Annotated in this window: 19 protein-coding genes and 1 rRNA gene; 12 read left to right on the top strand and 8 right to left on the bottom strand. The window is 42.7% G+C overall.

Annotated elements, in window-relative coordinates; translation table 11 throughout:
* The first annotated feature begins 156 nt into the window (after nt 1-156).
* Genes ACXAD1_RS00820 through ACXAD1_RS00835 form a run of 4 tightly spaced genes read left to right on the top strand, consistent with a single transcriptional unit; the run spans nt 157 to nt 3,467 of the window.
* Nucleotides 157-1,392 carry an AMP-binding protein gene (locus tag ACXAD1_RS00820; RefSeq protein ID WP_474909190.1) on the top strand — a complete coding sequence of 412 codons (1,236 nt, stop codon included), beginning with the start codon at nt 157-159 and terminating at the stop codon, nt 1,390-1,392.
* Complete coding sequence (asbD, locus tag ACXAD1_RS00825) at nt 1,389-1,667, top strand: petrobactin biosynthesis protein AsbD (protein ID WP_370223482.1); 279 nt, start codon at nt 1,389-1,391, stop codon at nt 1,665-1,667. The genes ACXAD1_RS00820 and asbD overlap by 4 nt, the downstream gene beginning before the upstream one ends.
* Nucleotides 1,660-2,643 carry a DUF6005 family protein gene (locus tag ACXAD1_RS00830; RefSeq protein ID WP_370223481.1) on the top strand — a complete coding sequence of 328 codons (984 nt, stop codon included), beginning with the start codon at nt 1,660-1,662 and terminating at the stop codon, nt 2,641-2,643. The genes asbD and ACXAD1_RS00830 overlap by 8 nt, the downstream gene beginning before the upstream one ends.
* Nucleotides 2,640-3,467 (top strand): sugar phosphate isomerase/epimerase family protein, encoded by an 828-nt coding sequence (locus tag ACXAD1_RS00835; protein WP_474909191.1) that lies wholly within the window; start codon nt 2,640-2,642, stop codon nt 3,465-3,467. The genes ACXAD1_RS00830 and ACXAD1_RS00835 overlap by 4 nt, the downstream gene beginning before the upstream one ends.
* Before the next feature lie 134 nt (nt 3,468-3,601).
* Here ACXAD1_RS00835 and ACXAD1_RS00840 read toward each other — a convergent pair whose 3' ends face one another.
* Nucleotides 3,602-3,820 (bottom strand): hypothetical protein, encoded by a 219-nt coding sequence (locus tag ACXAD1_RS00840; RefSeq protein WP_206845272.1) that lies wholly within the window; start codon nt 3,818-3,820, stop codon nt 3,602-3,604.
* A gap of 178 nt (nt 3,821-3,998) precedes the next feature.
* Nucleotides 3,999-5,732: an ABC transporter ATP-binding protein gene (locus ACXAD1_RS00845; RefSeq protein ID WP_206845269.1), complete on the bottom strand. Its 1,734-nt coding sequence runs from the start codon at nt 5,730-5,732 to the stop codon at nt 3,999-4,001.
* A 125-nt stretch (nt 5,733-5,857) separates the two neighbouring features.
* Between ACXAD1_RS00845 and ACXAD1_RS00850 the strand changes: the two genes are divergently transcribed.
* Complete coding sequence (locus ACXAD1_RS00850; RefSeq protein WP_474909192.1) at nt 5,858-6,475, top strand: DUF3298 and DUF4163 domain-containing protein; 618 nt, start codon at nt 5,858-5,860, stop codon at nt 6,473-6,475.
* A 407-nt stretch (nt 6,476-6,882) separates the two neighbouring features.
* On the opposite strand, the gene ahpF is transcribed toward ACXAD1_RS00850, so the two are convergent.
* Nucleotides 6,883-8,412 (bottom strand): alkyl hydroperoxide reductase subunit F, encoded by a 1,530-nt coding sequence (gene ahpF / locus ACXAD1_RS00855; protein ID WP_370223477.1) that lies wholly within the window; start codon nt 8,410-8,412, stop codon nt 6,883-6,885.
* Between the two features lie 14 nt (nt 8,413-8,426).
* The gene (gene ahpC, locus ACXAD1_RS00860; RefSeq protein WP_009335870.1) at nt 8,427-8,990 is read right to left on the bottom strand and encodes an alkyl hydroperoxide reductase subunit C; all 564 of its coding nucleotides are present in this window, start codon (nt 8,988-8,990) and stop codon (nt 8,427-8,429) included.
* 607 nt (nt 8,991-9,597) lie between these two features.
* Between ahpC and ACXAD1_RS00865 the strand changes: the two genes are divergently transcribed.
* From ACXAD1_RS00865 to ACXAD1_RS00880, 4 genes are all read left to right on the top strand, one after another.
* Nucleotides 9,598-9,927 carry a PadR family transcriptional regulator gene (locus tag ACXAD1_RS00865; protein WP_474909193.1) on the top strand — a complete coding sequence of 110 codons (330 nt, stop codon included), beginning with the start codon at nt 9,598-9,600 and terminating at the stop codon, nt 9,925-9,927.
* Nucleotides 9,928-9,930: 3 nt separating this feature from the next.
* A complete protein-coding gene (locus ACXAD1_RS00870; RefSeq protein WP_474909194.1) occupies nt 9,931-10,713 on the top strand; it encodes a hypothetical protein in 783 nt (260 codons plus the stop codon).
* On the top strand, nt 10,706-11,047 hold the full coding sequence (locus tag ACXAD1_RS00875; RefSeq protein WP_206845261.1) for a zinc ribbon domain-containing protein YjdM: 342 nt from the start codon (nt 10,706-10,708) through the stop codon (nt 11,045-11,047). The genes ACXAD1_RS00870 and ACXAD1_RS00875 overlap by 8 nt, the downstream gene beginning before the upstream one ends.
* 154 nt (nt 11,048-11,201) lie before the next feature.
* Nucleotides 11,202-12,830 carry an ATP-binding protein gene (locus ACXAD1_RS00880; RefSeq protein ID WP_474909195.1) on the top strand — a complete coding sequence of 543 codons (1,629 nt, stop codon included), beginning with the start codon at nt 11,202-11,204 and terminating at the stop codon, nt 12,828-12,830.
* A 31-nt stretch (nt 12,831-12,861) separates the two neighbouring features.
* Here ACXAD1_RS00880 and ACXAD1_RS00885 read toward each other — a convergent pair whose 3' ends face one another.
* From ACXAD1_RS00885 to ACXAD1_RS00895, 3 genes are all read right to left on the bottom strand, one after another.
* A complete protein-coding gene (locus ACXAD1_RS00885; RefSeq protein WP_474909196.1) occupies nt 12,862-13,374 on the bottom strand; it encodes a hypothetical protein in 513 nt (170 codons plus the stop codon).
* 620 nt (nt 13,375-13,994) lie between these two features.
* Nucleotides 13,995-14,828 carry an aldo/keto reductase gene (locus ACXAD1_RS00890; protein ID WP_474909197.1) on the bottom strand — a complete coding sequence of 278 codons (834 nt, stop codon included), beginning with the start codon at nt 14,826-14,828 and terminating at the stop codon, nt 13,995-13,997.
* 20 nt (nt 14,829-14,848) lie between these two features.
* On the bottom strand, nt 14,849-16,048 hold the full coding sequence (locus ACXAD1_RS00895; protein ID WP_474909198.1) for an MFS transporter: 1,200 nt from the start codon (nt 16,046-16,048) through the stop codon (nt 14,849-14,851).
* A 288-nt stretch (nt 16,049-16,336) separates the two neighbouring features.
* Here ACXAD1_RS00895 and ACXAD1_RS00900 point away from each other — a divergent pair, with 288 nt between their 5' ends.
* A complete protein-coding gene (locus ACXAD1_RS00900) occupies nt 16,337-16,666 on the top strand; it encodes a winged helix-turn-helix transcriptional regulator (RefSeq protein WP_009335863.1) in 330 nt (109 codons plus the stop codon).
* Between the two features lie 53 nt (nt 16,667-16,719).
* Here the strand turns inward: ACXAD1_RS00900 and ACXAD1_RS00905 are convergent, their stop codons facing one another.
* Entirely contained in the window at nt 16,720-17,043 is a 324-nt protein-coding gene (locus ACXAD1_RS00905; protein WP_370223471.1) for a hypothetical protein, read from the bottom strand.
* A 129-nt stretch (nt 17,044-17,172) separates the two neighbouring features.
* Here ACXAD1_RS00905 and ACXAD1_RS00910 point away from each other — a divergent pair, with 129 nt between their 5' ends.
* Together ACXAD1_RS00910 and ACXAD1_RS00915 are read left to right on the top strand one after the other, a co-directional pair.
* Nucleotides 17,173-18,111, top strand: coding sequence for an alpha/beta hydrolase (locus tag ACXAD1_RS00910; RefSeq protein WP_474909199.1), 939 nt, complete (start codon nt 17,173-17,175; stop codon nt 18,109-18,111).
* A 350-nt stretch (nt 18,112-18,461) separates the two neighbouring features.
* Nucleotides 18,462-20,011: ribosomal RNA gene (locus tag ACXAD1_RS00915) — 16S ribosomal RNA — on the top strand.
* Nucleotides 20,012-20,158 lie beyond the last annotated feature (147 nt).

The following is a 20,158-nucleotide window of genomic DNA, read 5'->3' on the forward strand; positions in this document are numbered from 1 at the left end:
TAAAGGCCCGAAAGAAGAACAAAGACTAAGGACACCACATCCTGTGGCAACGTCTTTGTGACCCACTTCCTGTGGGCCTCAACTAACAATCAGTGGGGGAAGGCATCCCACTGATTGAAGTTTCACTTTAAGATAATCATCAAAAGGAGAATTTAGATGTTTTTTGTAAATGATCAATACTATACATTGGATAATCTTGAGCAGCAATATTCAGAATTTGAAAACACTCCTCATTTAAGAGATTGCGGGAATAGAAGATTAGCTGTTTGTATGCCGGATGTGTTTCAATGGCTCGCTCTTTGTTTATTTGTACGCAGAAAAGGGGGATCCATTGTTCCGATTCATCCCTCCGTGCCGAAAGAAGGGGCAATCCGAATGGCTTCATCGGCTGGAAGCCATATCTTGCTTTACGGAAATATTCATTCACCGGTCGAACTGTCAGAACAAAAAAATGTCCGTGAAGGTGTTCTGGTCCAAATGAGTTCGGGTACGACCGGTGCACCTAAGTGCATTGAACGCAGCTGGGATTCCATCGAGTTAGAACTGGAAAGCTATGTGTCTGTATTGCCGGCAGATCATCAGACAACATCTATTGTTGCCTGTCCGGTTACTCATTCATATGGGTTGATCTGCGGTGTATTTGCAAGCTTAAGGCGCGGTGCAGAGCCGGTCATTCTGTCAAATATGAACCCTAAGTATGTGCTAAAAAAAATAAAGGAACATCCGAAGCATATTCTCTATGGAGCTCCCGCGCTTTTGCATGCATTAACTCTTTTGATTGGGGATGGCGCGCGATTCGATTGTGTGATGACATCGGGCACCCTAATGCCATCTGGCTGGCTGGAATCCTTAAAGAATATTTCAAACAGGGTTTTTCAGCAGTATGGATGTTCTGAGGCAGGGTGTGTGGCCATTCACCCGGATGTAAGTGACCCCCGTGAAATGGGCTATCCGCTTCCTCATGTTAATGTGGAAGCTGGAAGCAGAGAATACCCTGGTGAAATTATCATCCGTGATTCTGAAAAAACCATCTTTACTAAGGACCTTGGCTATGTGGAAGACGGTGTCCTGTCATTTCTTGCAAGAATGGATGACACCATTAATGTAGCGGGATTGAACGTATATCCGCAAGAGGTGGAAGATGTTCTGATGGCAGAGCCAAGAATTGCCGAAGCAGTGGTTTATAAAAAAATCCATCCGCTTTCCGGAGAAAGAGTCTGTGCACAGTATATATGCACCCAGCCTATAGAGGAGCAGGAACTGCGGGAGTGGTGCAGGGAATATCTCGCTCCTTACCAAATCCCGATGGAATTTATCCAAACAGAAGAAATCGAAAAGCTCCCGAATGGCAAAATCAGCAGGAAAAGGCTGGGAGAAGGAGTGCTGGCATGACAAGAGAAGAAATTTTACAGGCCTTATACGATATTATGCTGCATCAATTAGAACTGCCGTCGATGGCTGCCTTTCATGAGGATGCCCGTTTAAATGAAGATTTATATATGGATTCCATCATGATCCTGCAGCTTATTCTTCATTTGGAAGTGGATCTTGGCTTTGATATCCCGGATGAAATGCTGGTGCCTAAAGATTTCAGAACCGCAGGAAGCCTGGCCGACTTTCTGAATCGCCTGCAGAAGCCTGTCACAGCGGAGGCTTCTTATGATTAAAGTCCATTGTTTTGTGAGCTGTGTATGCGAGGCAGTCAAAAAGACGGAAGGGGCCGATCACAGACCTTATTATTTCGGAGTATGGGATGCTGATTTCGATGTATTGGATAATGGAGTTCTGACCTATCATTCCAAACGGATTGACCATGATTTTTTCCACCAGTGGTATGAAATGCTGTATGGAATTAAGCTTTATAGATGGTATGACGAGAAACGCAGCAAACAGGAAAATATAAATAAGCTTCTAAGCCTGCTTGAGAACAAGAAGCACCAACAGTATGTGATGGTGATGCTGGATTTGTCAAAGCTGCCTGAAAGGGAGAATAAGTTTCATCAAAGCCCATTTCCTCATTATGTGATGCTGGAATTGACAGGGAACGAAGAGGAATGGTTTATGTATGATCCGGACTTCCGCTGGGAAGGGATTCTGCCGAAGGAGAGGATTTTGGCAGCTATTGAGGATCCTTCTGCTGAAGGGGGATATTTCTTTGATGCAGCCGATATCATTCCCCCATCTGCAGAAACAGTGGAGGCATATTTTAATACATGCATTAAGCTTGACTGCAACCCAATGACTGATGCTGTTGGAAGGATTGTCGACCTATATACATCCGGATGCGAAAACCATCCTCTATCAGGATTGACATTCGCATTAAGGGAACTCCCAGTCCTTTCCATCCGAAAATATGCCTATGAACATGCATTTGCGTTTTTCTGGGATTCACTTGGGTATGATGAGGAAGGCTTTGAAGCCTGGTGTAATGAAATTGAGAAGCTGGTAAAGGGATATACCGTTATCCAATATCGGGCGATGAAGCTTGCCATGACAGGAAACCTGAGTTTGAAAAATGAAATCTCTTTAAAATTGGATGAATTGAATATCCTGGAGTTTAAAATCAAGCAGGGATTGCAGAAAAGCTTTGAAGCCTGGATTAAAATGCAGCGATCCACAAATATGAAGGAGGCAATTCTATGAAGCTATCTCTCTGCACCATCTCATTCCGGCATCATCTTCAGTCCATTGACCAAATCGCACACTATGCCCAGACAAATGGATTCCAGGGGATAGAACTATGGGGTGTACATGCCAAAAACCTGGCGGAAGATATTCATTATGGCAGTGAGTGGCTAAGTTCCTATAATCTTGAAACGACCATGCTGAGCGACTATTTGCCTCTTGATGCGCCTCTTCCGGTTTTAATGACAGAAATGCAAAGATTATGTGCACTGGCGCATAGGTGGGGAACGAAGAAAGTAAGGACGTTTGCCGGGACAAAAGGCAGTGCGGATATCAGCAGGCTGGAAAGAATCGAATTGGTTTCACGTATGAAAATGCTCTGCAAAATGGCTGAAGCCGAGGGGCAGATGCTTCTGGTTGAAACTCATCCTAATACCCTGACAGACAACCCATCCTCTACGCTTCAGCTCATTGAGGAAACGGACCATTCAGCGCTAAGGGTTAATTTTGATGTGCTTCATATATGGGAATCAGGAGTGGACCCGCTCTTTGCACTAAAACAGCTGCGGCCATATATTTCGCACTTTCATTTTAAGAATATTCAGTCCCGCTCCCAGCTGGGCGTGTTTGCCCCTAATAATGTCTATGCAGCAGCGGGCAGCAGGGAAGGCATGGTTTCATTATTTGAAGGAGCGGTAGATTACAGGGTGTTCTTAAGAGAGGCTTCGAATTTGATAGAAATGGATGCTTCCCTGGAATGGTTTGGACCAAATGTGAAAGACATACTGACAAAAGACAGTAAGGAAATTATGAGAGTTCTTCAGGCAGAGAATGCCTTATAACAGGCAGTAAAAAATCAATCAAACGTTTGATTGATTTAGGCTGCAGTACGATTTCCCCTTAAATGAAAAGGTGCAGGGAGTAGTATCCTGCATCTCGAAAATTACATGGAAGAGAACAATCAAAAAAGCTTTAATCACCTTAAAGCTTTTTCGATTGCTTCTGCCGCTGACTCAATGTGGCGGAAATTTTTCTTTATATTCGTTTCTGTGTAGGTAATTTCAAAAGAATGATTGTTTTTCAAATAACAGACTGATAAAACCTGCTGTTTGTCATTTGAAAAGGTCTGAGTGATTTGAGAGTCACAATAATATTTCAAGGTTTCAAGCATGTTAAGTGTGTGATCTGTTGACATAGTCTTTAGCCTCCTTTTGGATTGGCATGACTAACTGAGATCTTAATTCCATTATAAGGAATTCATCTTCTTGTTTATATGGATAATTTGTCACATTTTATCATAAGATTTCGGTTTTAATAGGGTCAGAATCAAGATTTGCAGTAAAAAGGCCAGTCTTTGATAGACTGGCCACATCTTATGCAAGCTGCTGCTCGGCAAATTCACGATATAGATCATGTGATTGTGTCAATTCGGAATGTGTGCCGATGCCTGTGACATGACCTTTTTCGATGAAAACAATCCGGTCTGCGTCGACAATTGTGGAAAGGCGGTGGGCGATGACGAAAGTTGTCCGGCCTTCCATTAGGCGGGTAAGTGCCTGCTGGACGATGCCTTCAGATTGGCTGTCCAGGCTGGCGGTAGCTTCGTCCATCATCAATATTTTAGGGTCGCGCAGGAATGCCCGCGCTATAGCAATACGCTGCCTTTGTCCTCCGGAAAGCTTCACACCCCGCTCACCAACTTCAGTATCAAGCCCCTTTGGAAAATCGGCAATGAATTGATCGGCGTATGCCATTTTCGCAACTTCCCATAATTCCTCATCTGTGATGCTTTTGGAATTTTCCAGCCCATAGCATAAATTCTCACGGATTGTACCTGCCATCATGGCACTTTCCTGTGAAACATAGCCAATTTGGCTGCGCCAGGATTTAAGGGATATCTCCTGGATGGGTGTATCGCCAATTTTAATTTCTCCATCCGTTGGCTCGTAAAATCGTTCAAGCAAACCAAACAGGGTGGTTTTTCCGCTTCCGCTTGGACCTGCCAGTGCAATCATCTGACCCGGCTGGGCTTCCAGTGAGATATTTTCCAGAACACTCTCTTCTGCGCTATAGGAGAATGAGACGTTATCGATTAAAATCGGCTTGCTGCTGATATCCATTTCGATGCCGTCTTGGCCATCTTCTAACGGCTCCTCCAAAATTTCTATGATCCGTTCTGTGGCGCCTTTTGCCTTTTGCAGCTGAGTAAAAAACATCGCAAATGAGGTGATTGGCATAATAATCTGGAATAAGTACAGCAAAAAGGCTACAAGAGAACCCGTTGACATCGTTCCGCTGGCCACACGCATGCCTCCATAGGCGATGATCATGACGATAACAACCATCATGATCAGGTACATAGTCGGGCCAATCATCGCAAAAATGCGGGCTTCCCGCAAACCGTATCCAAGAAGTTTGTCGATGCCATCCAATCCTTTTTCTTCTTCATTTTGTTCTGCAGTAGAAGACTTCATTAAGCGAATTTCACCGAGTGTTTGGGTAATGTTTCCGGTAAAGATGGCAGTTTCATCTTGAAGGCCCCGAGATATTTTTGCCATCTTTCGGCCAAGTGGAATCATAATTGCCAGTGTAATAGGAACTGAAGTGAGCATCAGCAGTGTCATTTTCCAGTCCATCACAAGCAGGATAATAATTGCACCGATAATACTGATAATCCCGGTGATAAATTGCGGGAAGTGATTGGTAATCAGCTCCCTGACTATGCTAGTATCATTAACTACACGGCTGACAGTCTGTCCGCTGGATTGCTTATCGAAGTAACTGACCGGCAGCCTTATGAGCTTCATCCACATCCGGTCCCGAAGGCGTGCCACCACTTTTTGGCCGACATAGCTGAGCAGGTAGATGGAGATTCCGCTGATGATGGCCTGGACAATAAAGGCTGCCCCAATTCCGATTATGAGCGGAACGCTTAAAGATTCAACAGAAAAACCATCCACCAGATTTTTGGTCAGCAACGGTACGAGAAGGCCAGTCAAGGTGGTTAAAATGCTGGCTGTTAAACCAATGATGAGGGCAGTCTTTGGAATTTTTGTTGATAGTATGAGTGAAATGAATGGTTTAAGGCTTTTTTGCTTTTTATCCATTTTATGTGCTCCTGTCTCTTATATATCGATTTCATTCTATAACATTGAAACTTCCATTACCTGTTATGCACCTTAGCGCCTATCCGATGAATAGGATGTTTTAAAACCAAAAAGGATGGATAGCCGTGGCAATCAACTTTCCGGTAGGCATCAAAACGATGACAATCAGCACCGGGCCGACTAAAGTCGTTTATTATCCCCGTGTAACAAGAATGCAAAATAAGCAGCTTCAGCATGTTATCAACAGTGCTATTGTTCGTGAAAACCAGCAGCTCATTAATGAGCAAACAGGCAATATGGATACAACCGTGGTTGATTTGTATGGATACTATGAGATTAAAAATAATCAGCGAGACGTCCTGAGCTTGTCTTTATCCAATTACGTGTATCATTATCATGCGGCACATGGTATGACAGTTATAAAATCTTTGACGTTTGATCTGCAAAAAGGGAAGCAGGTTTCCTTAAAGGATTTATTTAAGCCGGGCAGTGATTATGTAAAACGCCTGTCTGAGCTGATCTCAATTCAAATTAAACAGCGTGACATTCCGCTGCTTGTAGACTTTAAAGCCATCAGGCCTGACCAGGACTTTTATATAGCAGACAAAGCACTGATCATCTATTTCCAGCTCTATGAAATAACGCCATATGCCTATGGATTCCCTATGTTTCCGATTTCCGTTTATGATTTGCAGAATATTATTGAAGAAAATGGTCCGCTGGGGAGGATGGCGGTGAATTAAAGTCAAAAGGAATGCTGCTTTAAGGCGGCATTCCTTTTTTGCTGTAGAAAGGTAAATACTTTGGCCAGCACTTGAGAAGAAATATTAAGAAGGCTTATTGGTACACTGATAAGAATGAAGGGGCACAGGCTATATCTGTGCTCTTTTTCTATTTCAATCAAACGTTTGATAGAAATAGGTGGAAGTGGTTATAGGCAGTGCTTTTCAACTTAGTGGTGTTCATTCAGACAGGAGTAGGAGAAAACCGAGGCAGTGAGTCCGAACAGTGCTCATTCGGACAGGGGAAGGAGAACTAAGAAAGAATGAGTCCGAACAAATGTCTCCTGGTGTTCAATACAATAATTAAGAGTAAATAACGAAATAAAAAAACCGCTCCTGCCAAATGCAGTAAGCGGTAAGGTTGAAAATTAATTGCGGATCAAGTAGTCAAACGCACCAAGAGCTGCAGTAGCACCGGATCCCATGGAGATAATGATTTGCTTGTAGGCACTGTCTGTACAGTCTCCTGCAGCAAATACACCAGGGATGTTTGTTGCACCGCGCTTGTCCACAACGATTTCGCCGAAGCGGGTACGCTCGATCTGGTCGCCTAACCAATCTGTGTTAGGAACCAGGCCGATTTGGACAAATACACCTTGCAGTTCAACATGGTGCTGTTTTTCTGTCTCACGATCCATATATGAAATACCGTTTACTTTGTCAGTTCCGGTAATTTCAGTTGTCTGAGCATTTGTGACAACCGTAACGTTTGGAAGGCTATTCAGACGTTCCTGCAGAACGGCATCTGCTTTCAATTCAGGATTGAATTCGATAACCGTTACATGGTTAACAATCCCTGCAAGGTCAATGGCTGCTTCAACACCGGAGTTGCCTCCGCCGATAACAGCTACGTCTTTGCCTTCAAATAATGGGCCATCACAGTGAGGGCAGTAAGCAACCCCTTTGTTTTTGAACTCTGCTTCACCTGGCACGTTGACATTTCTCCAGCGTGCACCAGTTGAAAGGATGACTGATTTACTTTTCAGTACAGCACCGTTTTCAAGTTCGACTTCAACAAGGTCCTTCTTTTCAAGGCTCTTTGCACGCTGCAGATTCATGACATCGATGCCATAATCTTTCACGTGTTCTTCGAGGCTTGCAACAAGCTTAGGGCCTTCTGTGTGCTTCACACTGATAAAGTTTTCGATGCCTAAAGTATCCATTACCTGGCCGCCAAAGCGTTCAGCAACGATGCCGGTGCGGATTCCTTTGCGTGCAGCATAGATTGCCGCGCTTGATCCCGCAGGGCCGCCGCCAATGACAAGCACATCATAAGGATCCTTATCTGCAAATTCTGATGCGTCAGGGCCTGTCCCCATTTTCGCTAGAATTTCTTCAAGGGACATACGGCCGCTGCCGAATGATTCGCCATTTAGATGAACTGTCGGCACTGCCATGATTTCTTTAGCATCTACTTCTTCTTTGTAAGCAGCACCATCGATCATTGTGTGTGAGATATTAGGGTTAAGAACACTCATGACGTTAAGAGCCTGTACTACATCAGGGCAGTTGTGGCAGCTTAAGCTGACATAAGTTTCAAAACGATATTCGCCCTCAATCTTCTTCACCTGGTCGATGACTTTCTGATCAACCTTAGGTGCCCTTCCGCTAACTTGAAGCAGAGCAAGCACTAAGGAAGTAAATTCATGTCCAAGAGGAATGCCGGCAAAGGTAATGCCAGTATCCTCACCTGGACGATTTACACTAAAGCTTGGCGTCCTTTGTAATTCAGTGCGCTCAACTTTAATGTGGGAGGACATATTGGCTAGCTCATCTACTAAAGCCAGCATGTCGCTGGATACTTTATCTGATCCAGCGCTGACTTTTAGAAGGATTTCGCCCTCCATCATCTGAAGATATTGAGCTAATTGTGCTTTTATATCTGCATCAAGTAACATGATTATCGTGCTCCTTAGATTTTACCTACTAGATCAAGGCTTGGCTTAAGTGTTTCAGATCCTTCTTTCCACTTAGCCGGGCAAACTTCACCTGGGTTGTTGCGTACATATTGAGCTGCTTTAAGCTTGCTTACAACCTGGCTTGCGTCACGGCCAATTCCGCCAGCGTTGATTTCAACAGTTTGGATGATGCCATCTGGATCGATGATGAATGTTCCGCGTTCAGCCAGTCCATCTTCTTCGTTCAGAACTTCGAAGTTGCGGGAAATTCTTTGGTTAGGATCACCAATCATAACGTATTCAATCTTGTTGATTGTTTCTGAGTTATCGTGCCATGCTTTATGAGTGAAGTGAGTATCAGTTGATACAGAATAAACTTCTGCACCCATATCTTTTAAAGTTGCATATTCATTTTGAAGGTCTTCTAATTCAGTAGGGCATACGAATGTGAAGTCTGCTGGGTAGAAGCATACTACGCTCCACTTTCCTTTGAAGTTTTCTTCAGTAACATCGATGAAATCACCGTTATGGTAAGCTTTTGCTGCGAATGGTAGTACTTCTGAACCGATTAATGCCATGATTAAATTCCTCCTTAAATGGTTGAGTGATATGATTATTAATTAAATAGCGAACTATTTAATAATAATTCTAATTCGGTAATAATTATCATATACGGTATATTTTTTGTCAAGGGATAAGCTGTGAAAATTTGCTCCTTTTCGGTTAGAGGGCGGAAACTATAAATGACCCAATAAGACTCCAATGTTTAATTCTGCTTTTTCTTGGGTGGAATCAGTACGAAATGGAACTTTCAAAACGGCATTGAGCTCGTTAATAACAGTATAACTCTTTCTTCTATTAATTACCCTTTTTTTGCCTGCATCAATCTCAACTAATATGAGATTTAAGTTTATAATTGAGAATGTGTTTAAAAACGGCGGCCAATGATCAGGAACTGGTCCACATTAACTTATTATCCCCTCTTCGGCTAAAAACAATCGATATGGCATTAAAAATAGTTCAATCAAATGTTTGATTGATTAGAGTAATAAATTACCTGGTTTTTACAAAAATACCTTGCATTACAACAAAGTGAGAGTTAAAGTAAGTGTATATCTTGTATTGCAAGGTATTTAACTGCAGATAAATATCTTGCAATACAAGGTAGTGGGAGGAGCAAGGTCAATGTCAGATACCACGCAAATGTTAAAAGGAATTCTGGACGGATGTTTATTAGCCATAATTAAAGAAGGGCAGATATATGGGTATGAATTGGCGGCGAAATTAGAGTCATATGGATTTCGTTCATTGAGCGAGGGCACCATTTATCCGCTTCTTCTGCGTATGCAAAAGGAAGGACTGATCAGTGCTACTTTGCGAAAATCAACAGCTGGACCTAAACGAAAATATTACACATTAACTGAAAAAGGCGAGCAGGAGCTGGAGCTATTTATTGGGCGCTGGGAACAGGTTAGTTCATCTGTTGGCAATGTATTGAATAAAAAGGGGGTATGAAGAATGGTCTCAAAAGAGTCTGAACAGTTTTTGACAGAGCTTCGTTTTTATCTCATGTCAAAAGGGAAAAATGATGAAGAAATAAATGAAATAACAGAAGAGCTTGAAGTGCATTTAATTGAAGCTGAAGCCGATGGGAAAGATGTGTCTCATATTATTGGAGATAGCCCAAAGCAATATATGAAAAGCATCGGAGAATCAATGAGTACCGATTATCGTCAGATGGCGGGGCTGCTGCCGCTGATGATCCTTTTGCTGGGTGCTTATATCAGCGTAGGTCCTGCAATTGAAGGGAACTTTTCATTATCCAAAGGTACACTTTGGATCGCTGTTATCGCAGGATCAATTGCAGTTGGAGCTTATAGCCTTCTGATCTTCAGAGTGCTGCCTAAATTTCTTCATTCCAAGTGGAGTGCAGTTCTTCTATTAGGAGCCAGCGTGGCTGTGACAGGCTTAATGGTTATGGTTTTACTTTGGAATCAGAAACAGGGGTTTGAGCCGGTTTTTACAGCAACGCCCTTTCAGAATAATGTAATTGTGGCAGTTTGTGCGGTCATATTTATTGTTTCTGCCATTTATACAAGAACATGGTTTACAATTATAATTCCCCTGTTTTTGTCTGCGGGCCCTATTGCCAATCGGTTTATTCCACAGGATGTGAATGAAGATCCAACATATATTTTATATACTGTTTTAGCATTCGTTATTATTGCGGCAATCATGATATTCATATTCATGGCTAAACGGAAAAAAATGCTGAGTAATGGAGGAAAACGAAATGTCTAGCTTGCCTAATTGCCCGAAATGCAGTTCAGAGTATACATACGAGGACGGGCTGCTCTTTGTATGCCCGGTATGTGCACATGAGTGGACAGCTGAATCAGAAATCACCAGTCTTGAGGACGAAAAGGTGATTAAGGATTCAAATGGGAATGTACTTACTGATGGAGATACGGTATCAGTCATTAAAGATCTTAAAGTGAAAGGCACTTCTTCTGTAATTAAGATTGGAACCAAGGTTAAAAATATTCGCATCGTTGATGGGGATCATGATATTGAATGTAAAATCGATGGCTTTGGCGCCATGAAGCTGAAGTCGGAGTTTGTGAAGAAAGTGTAACGAAAAAGGGCCTATCCTTCCATGGATTGGCCCTTTTTAAATCAGTTCCAGCATATCCTTTAGAGGCTCCTAAAATAGTAGTGGAAAGGTCATCACCTCTGGTTTATGATAAAGAAAGAATATTAAGAATTTCTCAAAATAGGTGGGAGCCTCATTGATACTATTAGACTACATTGTTAATCTCTCCATTTTTTCATTATTGGTCAGTGTGCCTTTAATTCTCCGCTCGTTTATCAATCATAAACCGCTTAAGGACCTGCATCTTTTGGGCGGCCTGTATGCAGGAATTATTTCTGCCATTCTTGTGGGTTTATCTTTTAACGAGCAGGGTTATTCCTATGATATTCGTTACGCCATTCTGATTTTGGCATTTTCCTATTTGGGGCCAGGGGCAGGGTTTATTACCGGAATAATTGCCCTTGTATCAAGGCTTGCAGTCAGTGAGAATTGGCTACCAGCCATCATAGGATTATCCCTTATTTTGATTGCTTTTGCAGTCATACATAGATATAGCCGCCACCTAAAGGCGGTTAGAAAAACGGCCATATTATATGGTGTATATTGTGTCATTTATATTATAACGGTGCCGATCATTTTTAACGTTTTTAGGGACAAGCCTATTTTTCATCTGCAATATATTCTGTTTGTGGGTCTTGGTGTCATTGTTGGGAGTTTACTGATTGAATCCTATGAAAGATTGATACGAATCATCACAGAAAAAAAACGGATGGAAAAGACACTGGAAGAAAGTGAGTCTAAATACCGGCTGATCGCTGAAAATACATCAGACTTAATTGCGGTAATGGACAGGGATCGCAGTTTGAGTTATCTGTCACCATCACATGAGTTTGTTTTAGGATATGAAGTGCCGGAGCTGCAAAAGCTGGAAGTGGATGTTGTTATTCATCCGGATGAAGCGGATAATTTTCAGGCTGGCATGCAAAGGATATTCGAAAATAATGAGCGCATGGCTATGGAGTTCCGCCTAAAACACAGAGAGGGCTATTGGATTGAATTTGAATCACGCTGTATGCCGGTTGAAGGTGAAAAGGGTGTAATCGAGCATGTTGTTATGATCAGCAGAGATATTTCCGAGCGGAAAAAAGCAGAGGAATTTCTTTTGCAGTCTGAGAAATTATCGATAGTCGGAGAGCTCGCAGCCGGGGTAGCCCATGAAATCCGAAACCCGCTTACAACCATCAAAGGGTTCCTGCAGCTTTATAGGAGCGACAATAGCCAAATTAATGAATTGCTGCTTAGCGAATTGGAACGCATTGAAAATATCACCACTGAAATGCTTTCGCTTGGAAAGCCGCAGGCCATACAAATGGACACCGCTGATTTAACAGATATTATAGAGAATACAGTAGAGTTATTATCCCCTCAGGCGAATATGAACGGTATCCAGTTCAAGCTGAATTTTGCAGATGGTGATTTTTTAATTTCATGTGAAAAAAATCAAATAAAGCAGGTTTTTTTGAATATCTTAAAAAACGCAATGGAGGCTATGGATAATGGAGGGGATATTGAAATTTCCCTCACAGTTAATAATGACGGGGGATGTCTTGTCTCCTTTCAGGACCAGGGCTGTGGAATCCCTGACGAATTTCTCCCGAGACTTGGTGAACCTTTTTATACATTAAAAGAAAAAGGGACTGGCCTGGGACTTATGATTTGCCATAAGATCATTAAGCAGCATCATGGAAGCATCGTTTATAAAAGCAAGATTGGTGAAGGTACATTAATAGAGATTACATTGCCGCTTTTAAAAACAACTAAATAAATTGAAAAGAGCAGGGGCATTCCTTGCTTTTTTAATTTATTTTGGAAGACGCTTCAAGCTCGGGATCCATAAGTCTCTTTTTTGCAAAGCGAAACACAATAATGAGCAAGACAGCCGCTGCCGGATAAACCGGGATTGAATAGACCAGTTTCCATCCTGTATAGGTCAGTACATGATTTTTAACAGTAAGCCATTCAAAGACTATGGAAAATGCACTCCAGCCCAGTATGTACCAAATAGACCTCTTGCCATAGAGTTCCCAGCGGTCATAGCCAAATAAAAAAATCAGAGCGGAACAGGGATACATGAAAAAATGAAAAAGGGCTCCCGATAGTTCATAAGTAGGGTTGTCACCAAATATATACATCTGAAAAGGGGTGGCCAGCAGAAAGTAATCAATGGTCGCAACCAATGCAAGGTTATAAACCCATATGATTATAACTAATACTGGAGGAAAGTACTTTCGGATCGGCAGAAATAAGAGTATGACAATTGCAGAAGTCAAAATAAAGAACCCTTCATTCCAATCAAATGTTACATTCATACAGCCTAGACTCCTCTATATAGTATCTTCCGGAAAAAATTCATAAAGCCGATTAAAATAAGCAGTGACAGCAGCCAAAAAGTAGATGACCACCAAATTTTCCAATGAATATGGATCAGCACTCCTGTTTTATGCCCAAGCCACTCCAGTCCCCCTAAGATCAAGATAAAAAAGGTTATTAAGAGGAGCTTTCTCTTGTATGCTTTCTGGATAAGAAAATAGTTCAAAAAAAGGACCATGAAGGCAGGGAATAGCAAAATTCGGTTAAGGAAATGGGAGAATTCATAGCTTAGTTGTTCTGGAATGATGAGAGTTTTGAAGTTCATATAGCAAAGGGCTGAAAAATTTTGAAAGAGATAGGAGCTCAACATCCAATAGACGAAGGTTTCCAATATATGCAGATGTTTCTTTAGTTTAATAAAAAGAAACAATACGAACATATTGATCACGAGGTAAATAAAAAAAATCATTGTGCAGGAACCCCCTTTGTCTCACTGGATTTTTCTCAAATAACTTAACTTGTTTCTTCTTATCTTGTTCATTAGGGGCTGTTTTATTTAGTAACCTGATCATGTTAATAAGAAAAGACGAGGAGCCTGAGGCACCTCGTCTCCTTATATTTAGAAATCAAAATTGTCGGGATCTGGTCCAACACGTAAATGTGCATCTAAGGAATCAATCAATTCCATCTCTTGCTGAGAAAGTTCAAAATCAAATAAATCTGCATTTTCTTTGATGCGATGAGGTTTTGTTGACTTAGGGATGATGATAATGCCGTTTTGCAGGTGCCACCTTAGGACAATTTGTGCAACGGATTTTCCATGTTTTGCAGCCAGTTCATGCAGGACCCCGTTTTCGAATAATCCGCCTTGCATTAGTGGGGCCCACGCTTCAATGTGCATATCATGTTTGGCAGCAAAATCACGAAGTTCAGTTTGTGCCAATTTCGGGTGCAATTCAATTTGATTAATCATTGGTTTGATTTCAGCTGTTTTCAATAGATTTTCTAAATGGCTGATCTGAAAGTTGCTGACGCCAATCGCTTTGATTTTACCTTCTTTATATAAATCTTCCAGTGCTCTCCAAGTTTCTGTGTATTTTCCCTCAACAGGCCAATGGATTAAATAAAGGTCAAGATATTCAAGTCCCATTTTTTTCAATGAGGTGTTAAACGCCTTAAGGGTTGCTTCATAGCCCTGGTCAGAGTTCCACACTTTTGAAGTGATAAAAAGTTCCTCTCTACTAAAGCCAGACTGGCGGATGGCTTCTCCCACCCACTCCTCGTTTCCGTAGATGGAAGCTGTGTCGATGCTTCTATAGCCAATTTCAATTGCTGCTTTAACAGCGGTCAATAGTTCTTCTTCCTTTTCCACTTTAAATACACCAAGGCCAATCCTGGGCATTTTAACTCCATTTGCAAGTGCTGCAGTACTTGATAAAGATAGTTTATTCATATAAGACACTCCTTAATTAATTAGTTAGTTTGTTTTTCAAGTTTTTTTAGCCATCCCGTCAGAATTACAGCCCCAAGCACCATTATTCCGCCAATCCACGGTGTGTGAATTAAGCCGATAGAATCGACGATCAGTCCCCCGGCAAATGAGCCGATGGCAATTCCGATGTTAAAAGCTGCAATATTTAAAGCGGAAGCAACATTGACAGCAGAAGGAACATATTTCTCAGCCAGGTTTACCACCAGAATTTGAAGGCCTGGCACATTCATGAAAGCAAATAAGCCCATTAGAAAAATAGCAATAAGCCCAATAATTTTAAAAGGTGCTGCAAAGGTTAGCAGGCCCAGAATAATGGCTTGCAGAGCAAACATCCAAAACAATGCCTTTAATGGATCTTTGTCAGAAGCTTTTCCGCCAAGAACATTGCCGATTGCCACGGCCACTCCGTAAGCAAGCAGAATGATGCTCACCCATTTTGCGCTAAAACCTGTTACATCTTCGAGAAGCGGAGTCAGGTAGGTAAAAGCAACGAAGGTTCCGCCATATCCCAATGCGGTAATGCTAAAAGCTAAAAGCAGTTTTCCGCTGCTTAGAATTTTCAGCTGTTCACTGAATCTGGAAGCCGGTGCTTGCTTTAGGTCTTTTGGAACAAGAATGGCACTGGCGATAATTCCAATTACCCCAAGCAGCGCCACTCCCCAGAAAGTAGCTCTCCAGCCAAATGTCTGCCCGATAAACGTTCCGAGCGGTACACCTGTCACGGTTGCGACAGTTAAACCAGTGAACATAAAGGCAATCGCACTGGCGCGTTTGTTCTCAGGAACTAAATCAGCGGCAATGGTCGAGCCGATTGAAAAAAAGATGCCGTGTGAAAAAGCTGTAATGAAACGTGCAGCCAGCAAAAGGGCAAAAGAGGTGGAGACGGCTGCGACGGAATTTCCGATGATAAACAAAATCATTAATCCCATGAGCAGTGACTTTCTGTTCATTTTACTGGTCAAAGCAGTTAGTACAGGTGCTCCAATGGCAACTCCCATGGCATAGCCGGAAATTAATAAACCAGCCAATGTTATGGAAATTCCCAAATCACCTGAAATGGTCGACAGCAGCCCAACAGGAACAAACTCTGTGGTTCCAATTCCGAATGCACTAATTGCGAGTGCAAGCAGGGCAGGAGTGCCGCCTTTTTCTTTTTGTGTATCTATAGCAATAGAACTCATTGGCAATGAATCCCCCTTATATTTAAAGTTTGGGATGGAGCAAAGACATCATAGCCAGGCGCCTTGGCCATACAGTCTTGATGAAAGATATTATGGAGCATGGCAAACATGGTGAACAGTACGTACTTTAAAGTAATGCAGGCACTAAAAAGTAACCTATGGTCAATTTCACCATTTTGTTTTAAGCTTCCTTATGCTATTATGGATGGCATGATTCTATATGAACAGTACGCACTTTAAAGTAATGTAGGTACTTTTTAGTGCCTGTCAAACAGAGGGGGAAGGAAGTTGGCATACAATATTCCGGTAGAAGCTACATTAGATGTGATTGGCGGGAAGTGGAAAGTTGTAATTATGTGCCATTTAATTAAAGGTGAAAAGCGAACTAGCGAGCTTAAACGGCTTATGCCTGGGATTACACAAAAAATGCTGACTCAGCAGCTGCGCGAGCTTGAAGCGGATGGTGTTGTTAACCGTGCTGTTTTTGATCAAGTCCCTCCTAAGGTTGTCTATTCGTTAACAGATTATGGATGGTCACTTCGCCCGATCCTGGATGCAATGTGCAACTGGGGGGAAGGGCATATTGAATTAACAGGCGGAGAGCTTGTGGAACAATAAAAAAACCAGGACTCGTATGCTTTAGGCAAACGAGTCTTTTTTATGTGGCTGAGCTATTTACTCTTTATTTGTTCGCGGATACTCTCGAGCTCCTCCAGCGATAAAGAGCCAAGCGATTTTTTTATTTCTTCCTCGATTTGTTTCTTATTATTTTCCCTGTATCGGTCCCACCATTCCCGGAGGCCTTCGGTATTTGCAAGCAGATATTCGATATCGATTTCTTCCACCTCATCATCCGATAGATAATTTAAAACAGCAGCTAACATCCGATTCAGCTTGCTGACTTCATTTTCACTTTTTTCCTTTGAGTTTGATGATCCTGCAGTATCTAATTTGGTCTCCTCGCCGCTGCCTGCTGAAGCTGTTTTCTTTGGCATGAAATCAATCCTTTCTGCTGCAAATAAGATTTACTTTTAGTATTGCCTCAAAAAAACTTATAAAAAAACTGAACTTTATTTATTAGTAAGCGTCTTATACGTAAAGTCGCTGCATAGGGGTGATTGATAATGAAAGAACGTGAGATTGATTTCAATTCAGATGTAAATCTAAAGGGAACAGTGAGCTTTCCGAAAGAGTCAGAAGGAAAGCTTCCTCTTGTTGTTATATTTCACGGCTCAGGCCCAGTTGACAGGGATGGCAATGCAAAGGTTATGCAGATGAATGCTTATAAGATGCTTGCTGATTTTTTTTCATCCATTGGGGTGGCGGTTCTAAGATATGACAAGCGGGGAGCAGGTGCGAGCAACGGTGATTTTTATGAAACAGGAATGTGGGATTTAGTTAACGATGGGATAGCCGCTGTGAAGACGGCGCGAGAACTGCCGGGAATCGACCCTGAAAGAATTTTTCTGCTGGGTCATAGCGAAGGATGCTCTTTAATTCCTCCTATTAATAGGCAGGTGGATGCTGCAGGAATTATCCTGCTGGCCGGTCAGGCGGATAATATAAGAAAAGCTTCCGAATTACAAGCAAGACTGCTGGAAGAGGAAGTTAAAGAGATGAAGGGAGTTAATGGCGTCCTTCTTCGTGCTTTAAAAGTTCATAAAACAGCTGCCTCCAAACAAAAAAAGGTTTTTGATGAGATGATGGGATCTGAAGAGACGGTGATGAAGAAAGGATTTACAAAGATTAATGCAAAATGGGCACGTGAGCATTTTCAATATAATATGAAAGAAGATTTGGCCGCGATTACATGTCCCGTTCTTGCAATTACCGGGAAGAAGGATGTTCAAGTAAACCCTGATCATGTGCATCATTTTGCTGAAAAAGTGAATGGGCCAGCTGAGAGCTATAATGTGCTGAAGATGAACCATCTCCTTAGGGACCAGGAAGAAGAAACTTCTATGATAAAGCTGAAGTCAATTTATAAAGGGAGTCTTTCAAAGCCATTGAGCGCTGAAATGCTATACATTATGGAAAACTGGGCTAAAAGGTATATTCTTTAAAGAAGTAAAGCTGTATGCACGCAGGAATTGTAAAAAAAATATTGAGCATGCATTTTTTTATTTAAGGTATTGACTACTGGGTCTATATTATTGTAAGATAGTTTTTGTCGCTTAGAGGTATTCGCTGAGCGGAGGCAACAAATAGAAGCTTTCAAAACTGTTTGGACATCAAACAGAAAAAAGTAAAAAAAGATTGTTGACTTCCCTATGAGAAGATGATAAGATAAATTTCGTTGTCACTTCGAAAGAAGTTAGCGCATTAGTTCTTTGAAAACTAAACAAAACAGAAACGTCAACGTTAATTCTTTAGTCTTTATTTGAAAAGACAACTTATGAGCTTAATCAACTCTTATATGGAGAGTTTGATCCTGGCTCAGGACGAACGCTGGCGGCGTGCCTAATACATGCAAGTCGAGCGGACAGATGGGAGCTTGCTCCCTGAAGTCAGCGGCGGACGGGTGAGTAACACGTGGGCAACCTGCCTGTAAGACTGGGATAACTCCGGGAAACCGGGGCTAATACCGGATGATTCTTTCCCTCACATGAGGGAAAGCTGAAAGATGGTTTCGGCTATCACTTACAGATGGGCCCGCGGCGCATTAGCTAGTTGGTGAGGTAACGGCTCACCAAGGCGACGATGCGTAGCCGACCTGAGAGGGTGATCGGCCACACTGGGACTGAGACACGGCCCAGACTCCTACGGGAGGCAGCAGTAGGGAATCTTCCGCAATGGACGAAAGTCTGACGGAGCAACGCCGCGTGAGTGATGAAGGTTTTCGGATCGTAAAACTCTGTTGTTAGGGAAGAACAAGTACCGGAGTAACTGCCGGTACCTTGACGGTACCTAACCAGAAAGCCACGGCTAACTACGTGCCAGCAGCCGCGGTAATACGTAGGTGGCAAGCGTTGTCCGGAATTATTGGGCGTAAAGCGCGCGCAGGCGGTTCCTTAAGTCTGATGTGAAAGCCCCCGGCTCAACCGGGGAGGGTCATTGGAAACTGGGGAACTTGAGTGCAGAAGAGAAGAGTGGAATTCCACGTGTAGCGGTGAAATGCGTAGAGATGTGGAGGAACACCAGTGGCGAAGGCGACTCTTTGGTCTGTAACTGACGCTGAGGCGCGAAAGCGTGGGGAGCAAACAGGATTAGATACCCTGGTAGTCCACGCCGTAAACGATGAGTGCTAAGTGTTAGAGGGTTTCCGCCCTTTAGTGCTGCAGCAAACGCATTAAGCACTCCGCCTGGGGAGTACGGCCGCAAGGCTGAAACTCAAAGGAATTGACGGGGGCCCGCACAAGCGGTGGAGCATGTGGTTTAATTCGAAGCAACGCGAAGAACCTTACCAGGTCTTGACATCTCCTGACAACCCTAGAGATAGGGCGTTCCCCTTCGGGGGACAGGATGACAGGTGGTGCATGGTTGTCGTCAGCTCGTGTCGTGAGATGTTGGGTTAAGTCCCGCAACGAGCGCAACCCTTGATCTTAGTTGCCAGCATTCAGTTGGGCACTCTAAGGTGACTGCCGGTGACAAACCGGAGGAAGGTGGGGATGACGTCAAATCATCATGCCCCTTATGACCTGGGCTACACACGTGCTACAATGGATGGTACAAAGGGCTGCGAGACCGCGAGGTTAAGCGAATCCCATAAAACCATTCTCAGTTCGGATTGCAGGCTGCAACTCGCCTGCATGAAGCCGGAATCGCTAGTAATCGCGGATCAGCATGCCGCGGTGAATACGTTCCCGGGCCTTGTACACACCGCCCGTCACACCACGAGAGTTTGTAACACCCGAAGTCGGTGGGGTAACCTTTTGGAGCCAGCCGCCTAAGGTGGGACAGATGATTGGGGTGAAGTCGTAACAAGGTAGCCGTATCGGAAGGTGCGGCTGGATCACCTCCTTTCTAAGGATATTTACATGAAACGTGACGCTTTCTGTTTTTGTTTAGTTTTGAGGGAACTAATCTCTCAGAATTTCGTTCTTTGAAAACTAGATAATGTTAATGAAGAAGCAATAACCGAGTAATCGCCATTTTAGTTAATTCTCTCTA

The sequence above is a fragment of the Cytobacillus sp. ABV4_503 genome, assembly GCF_056158445.1.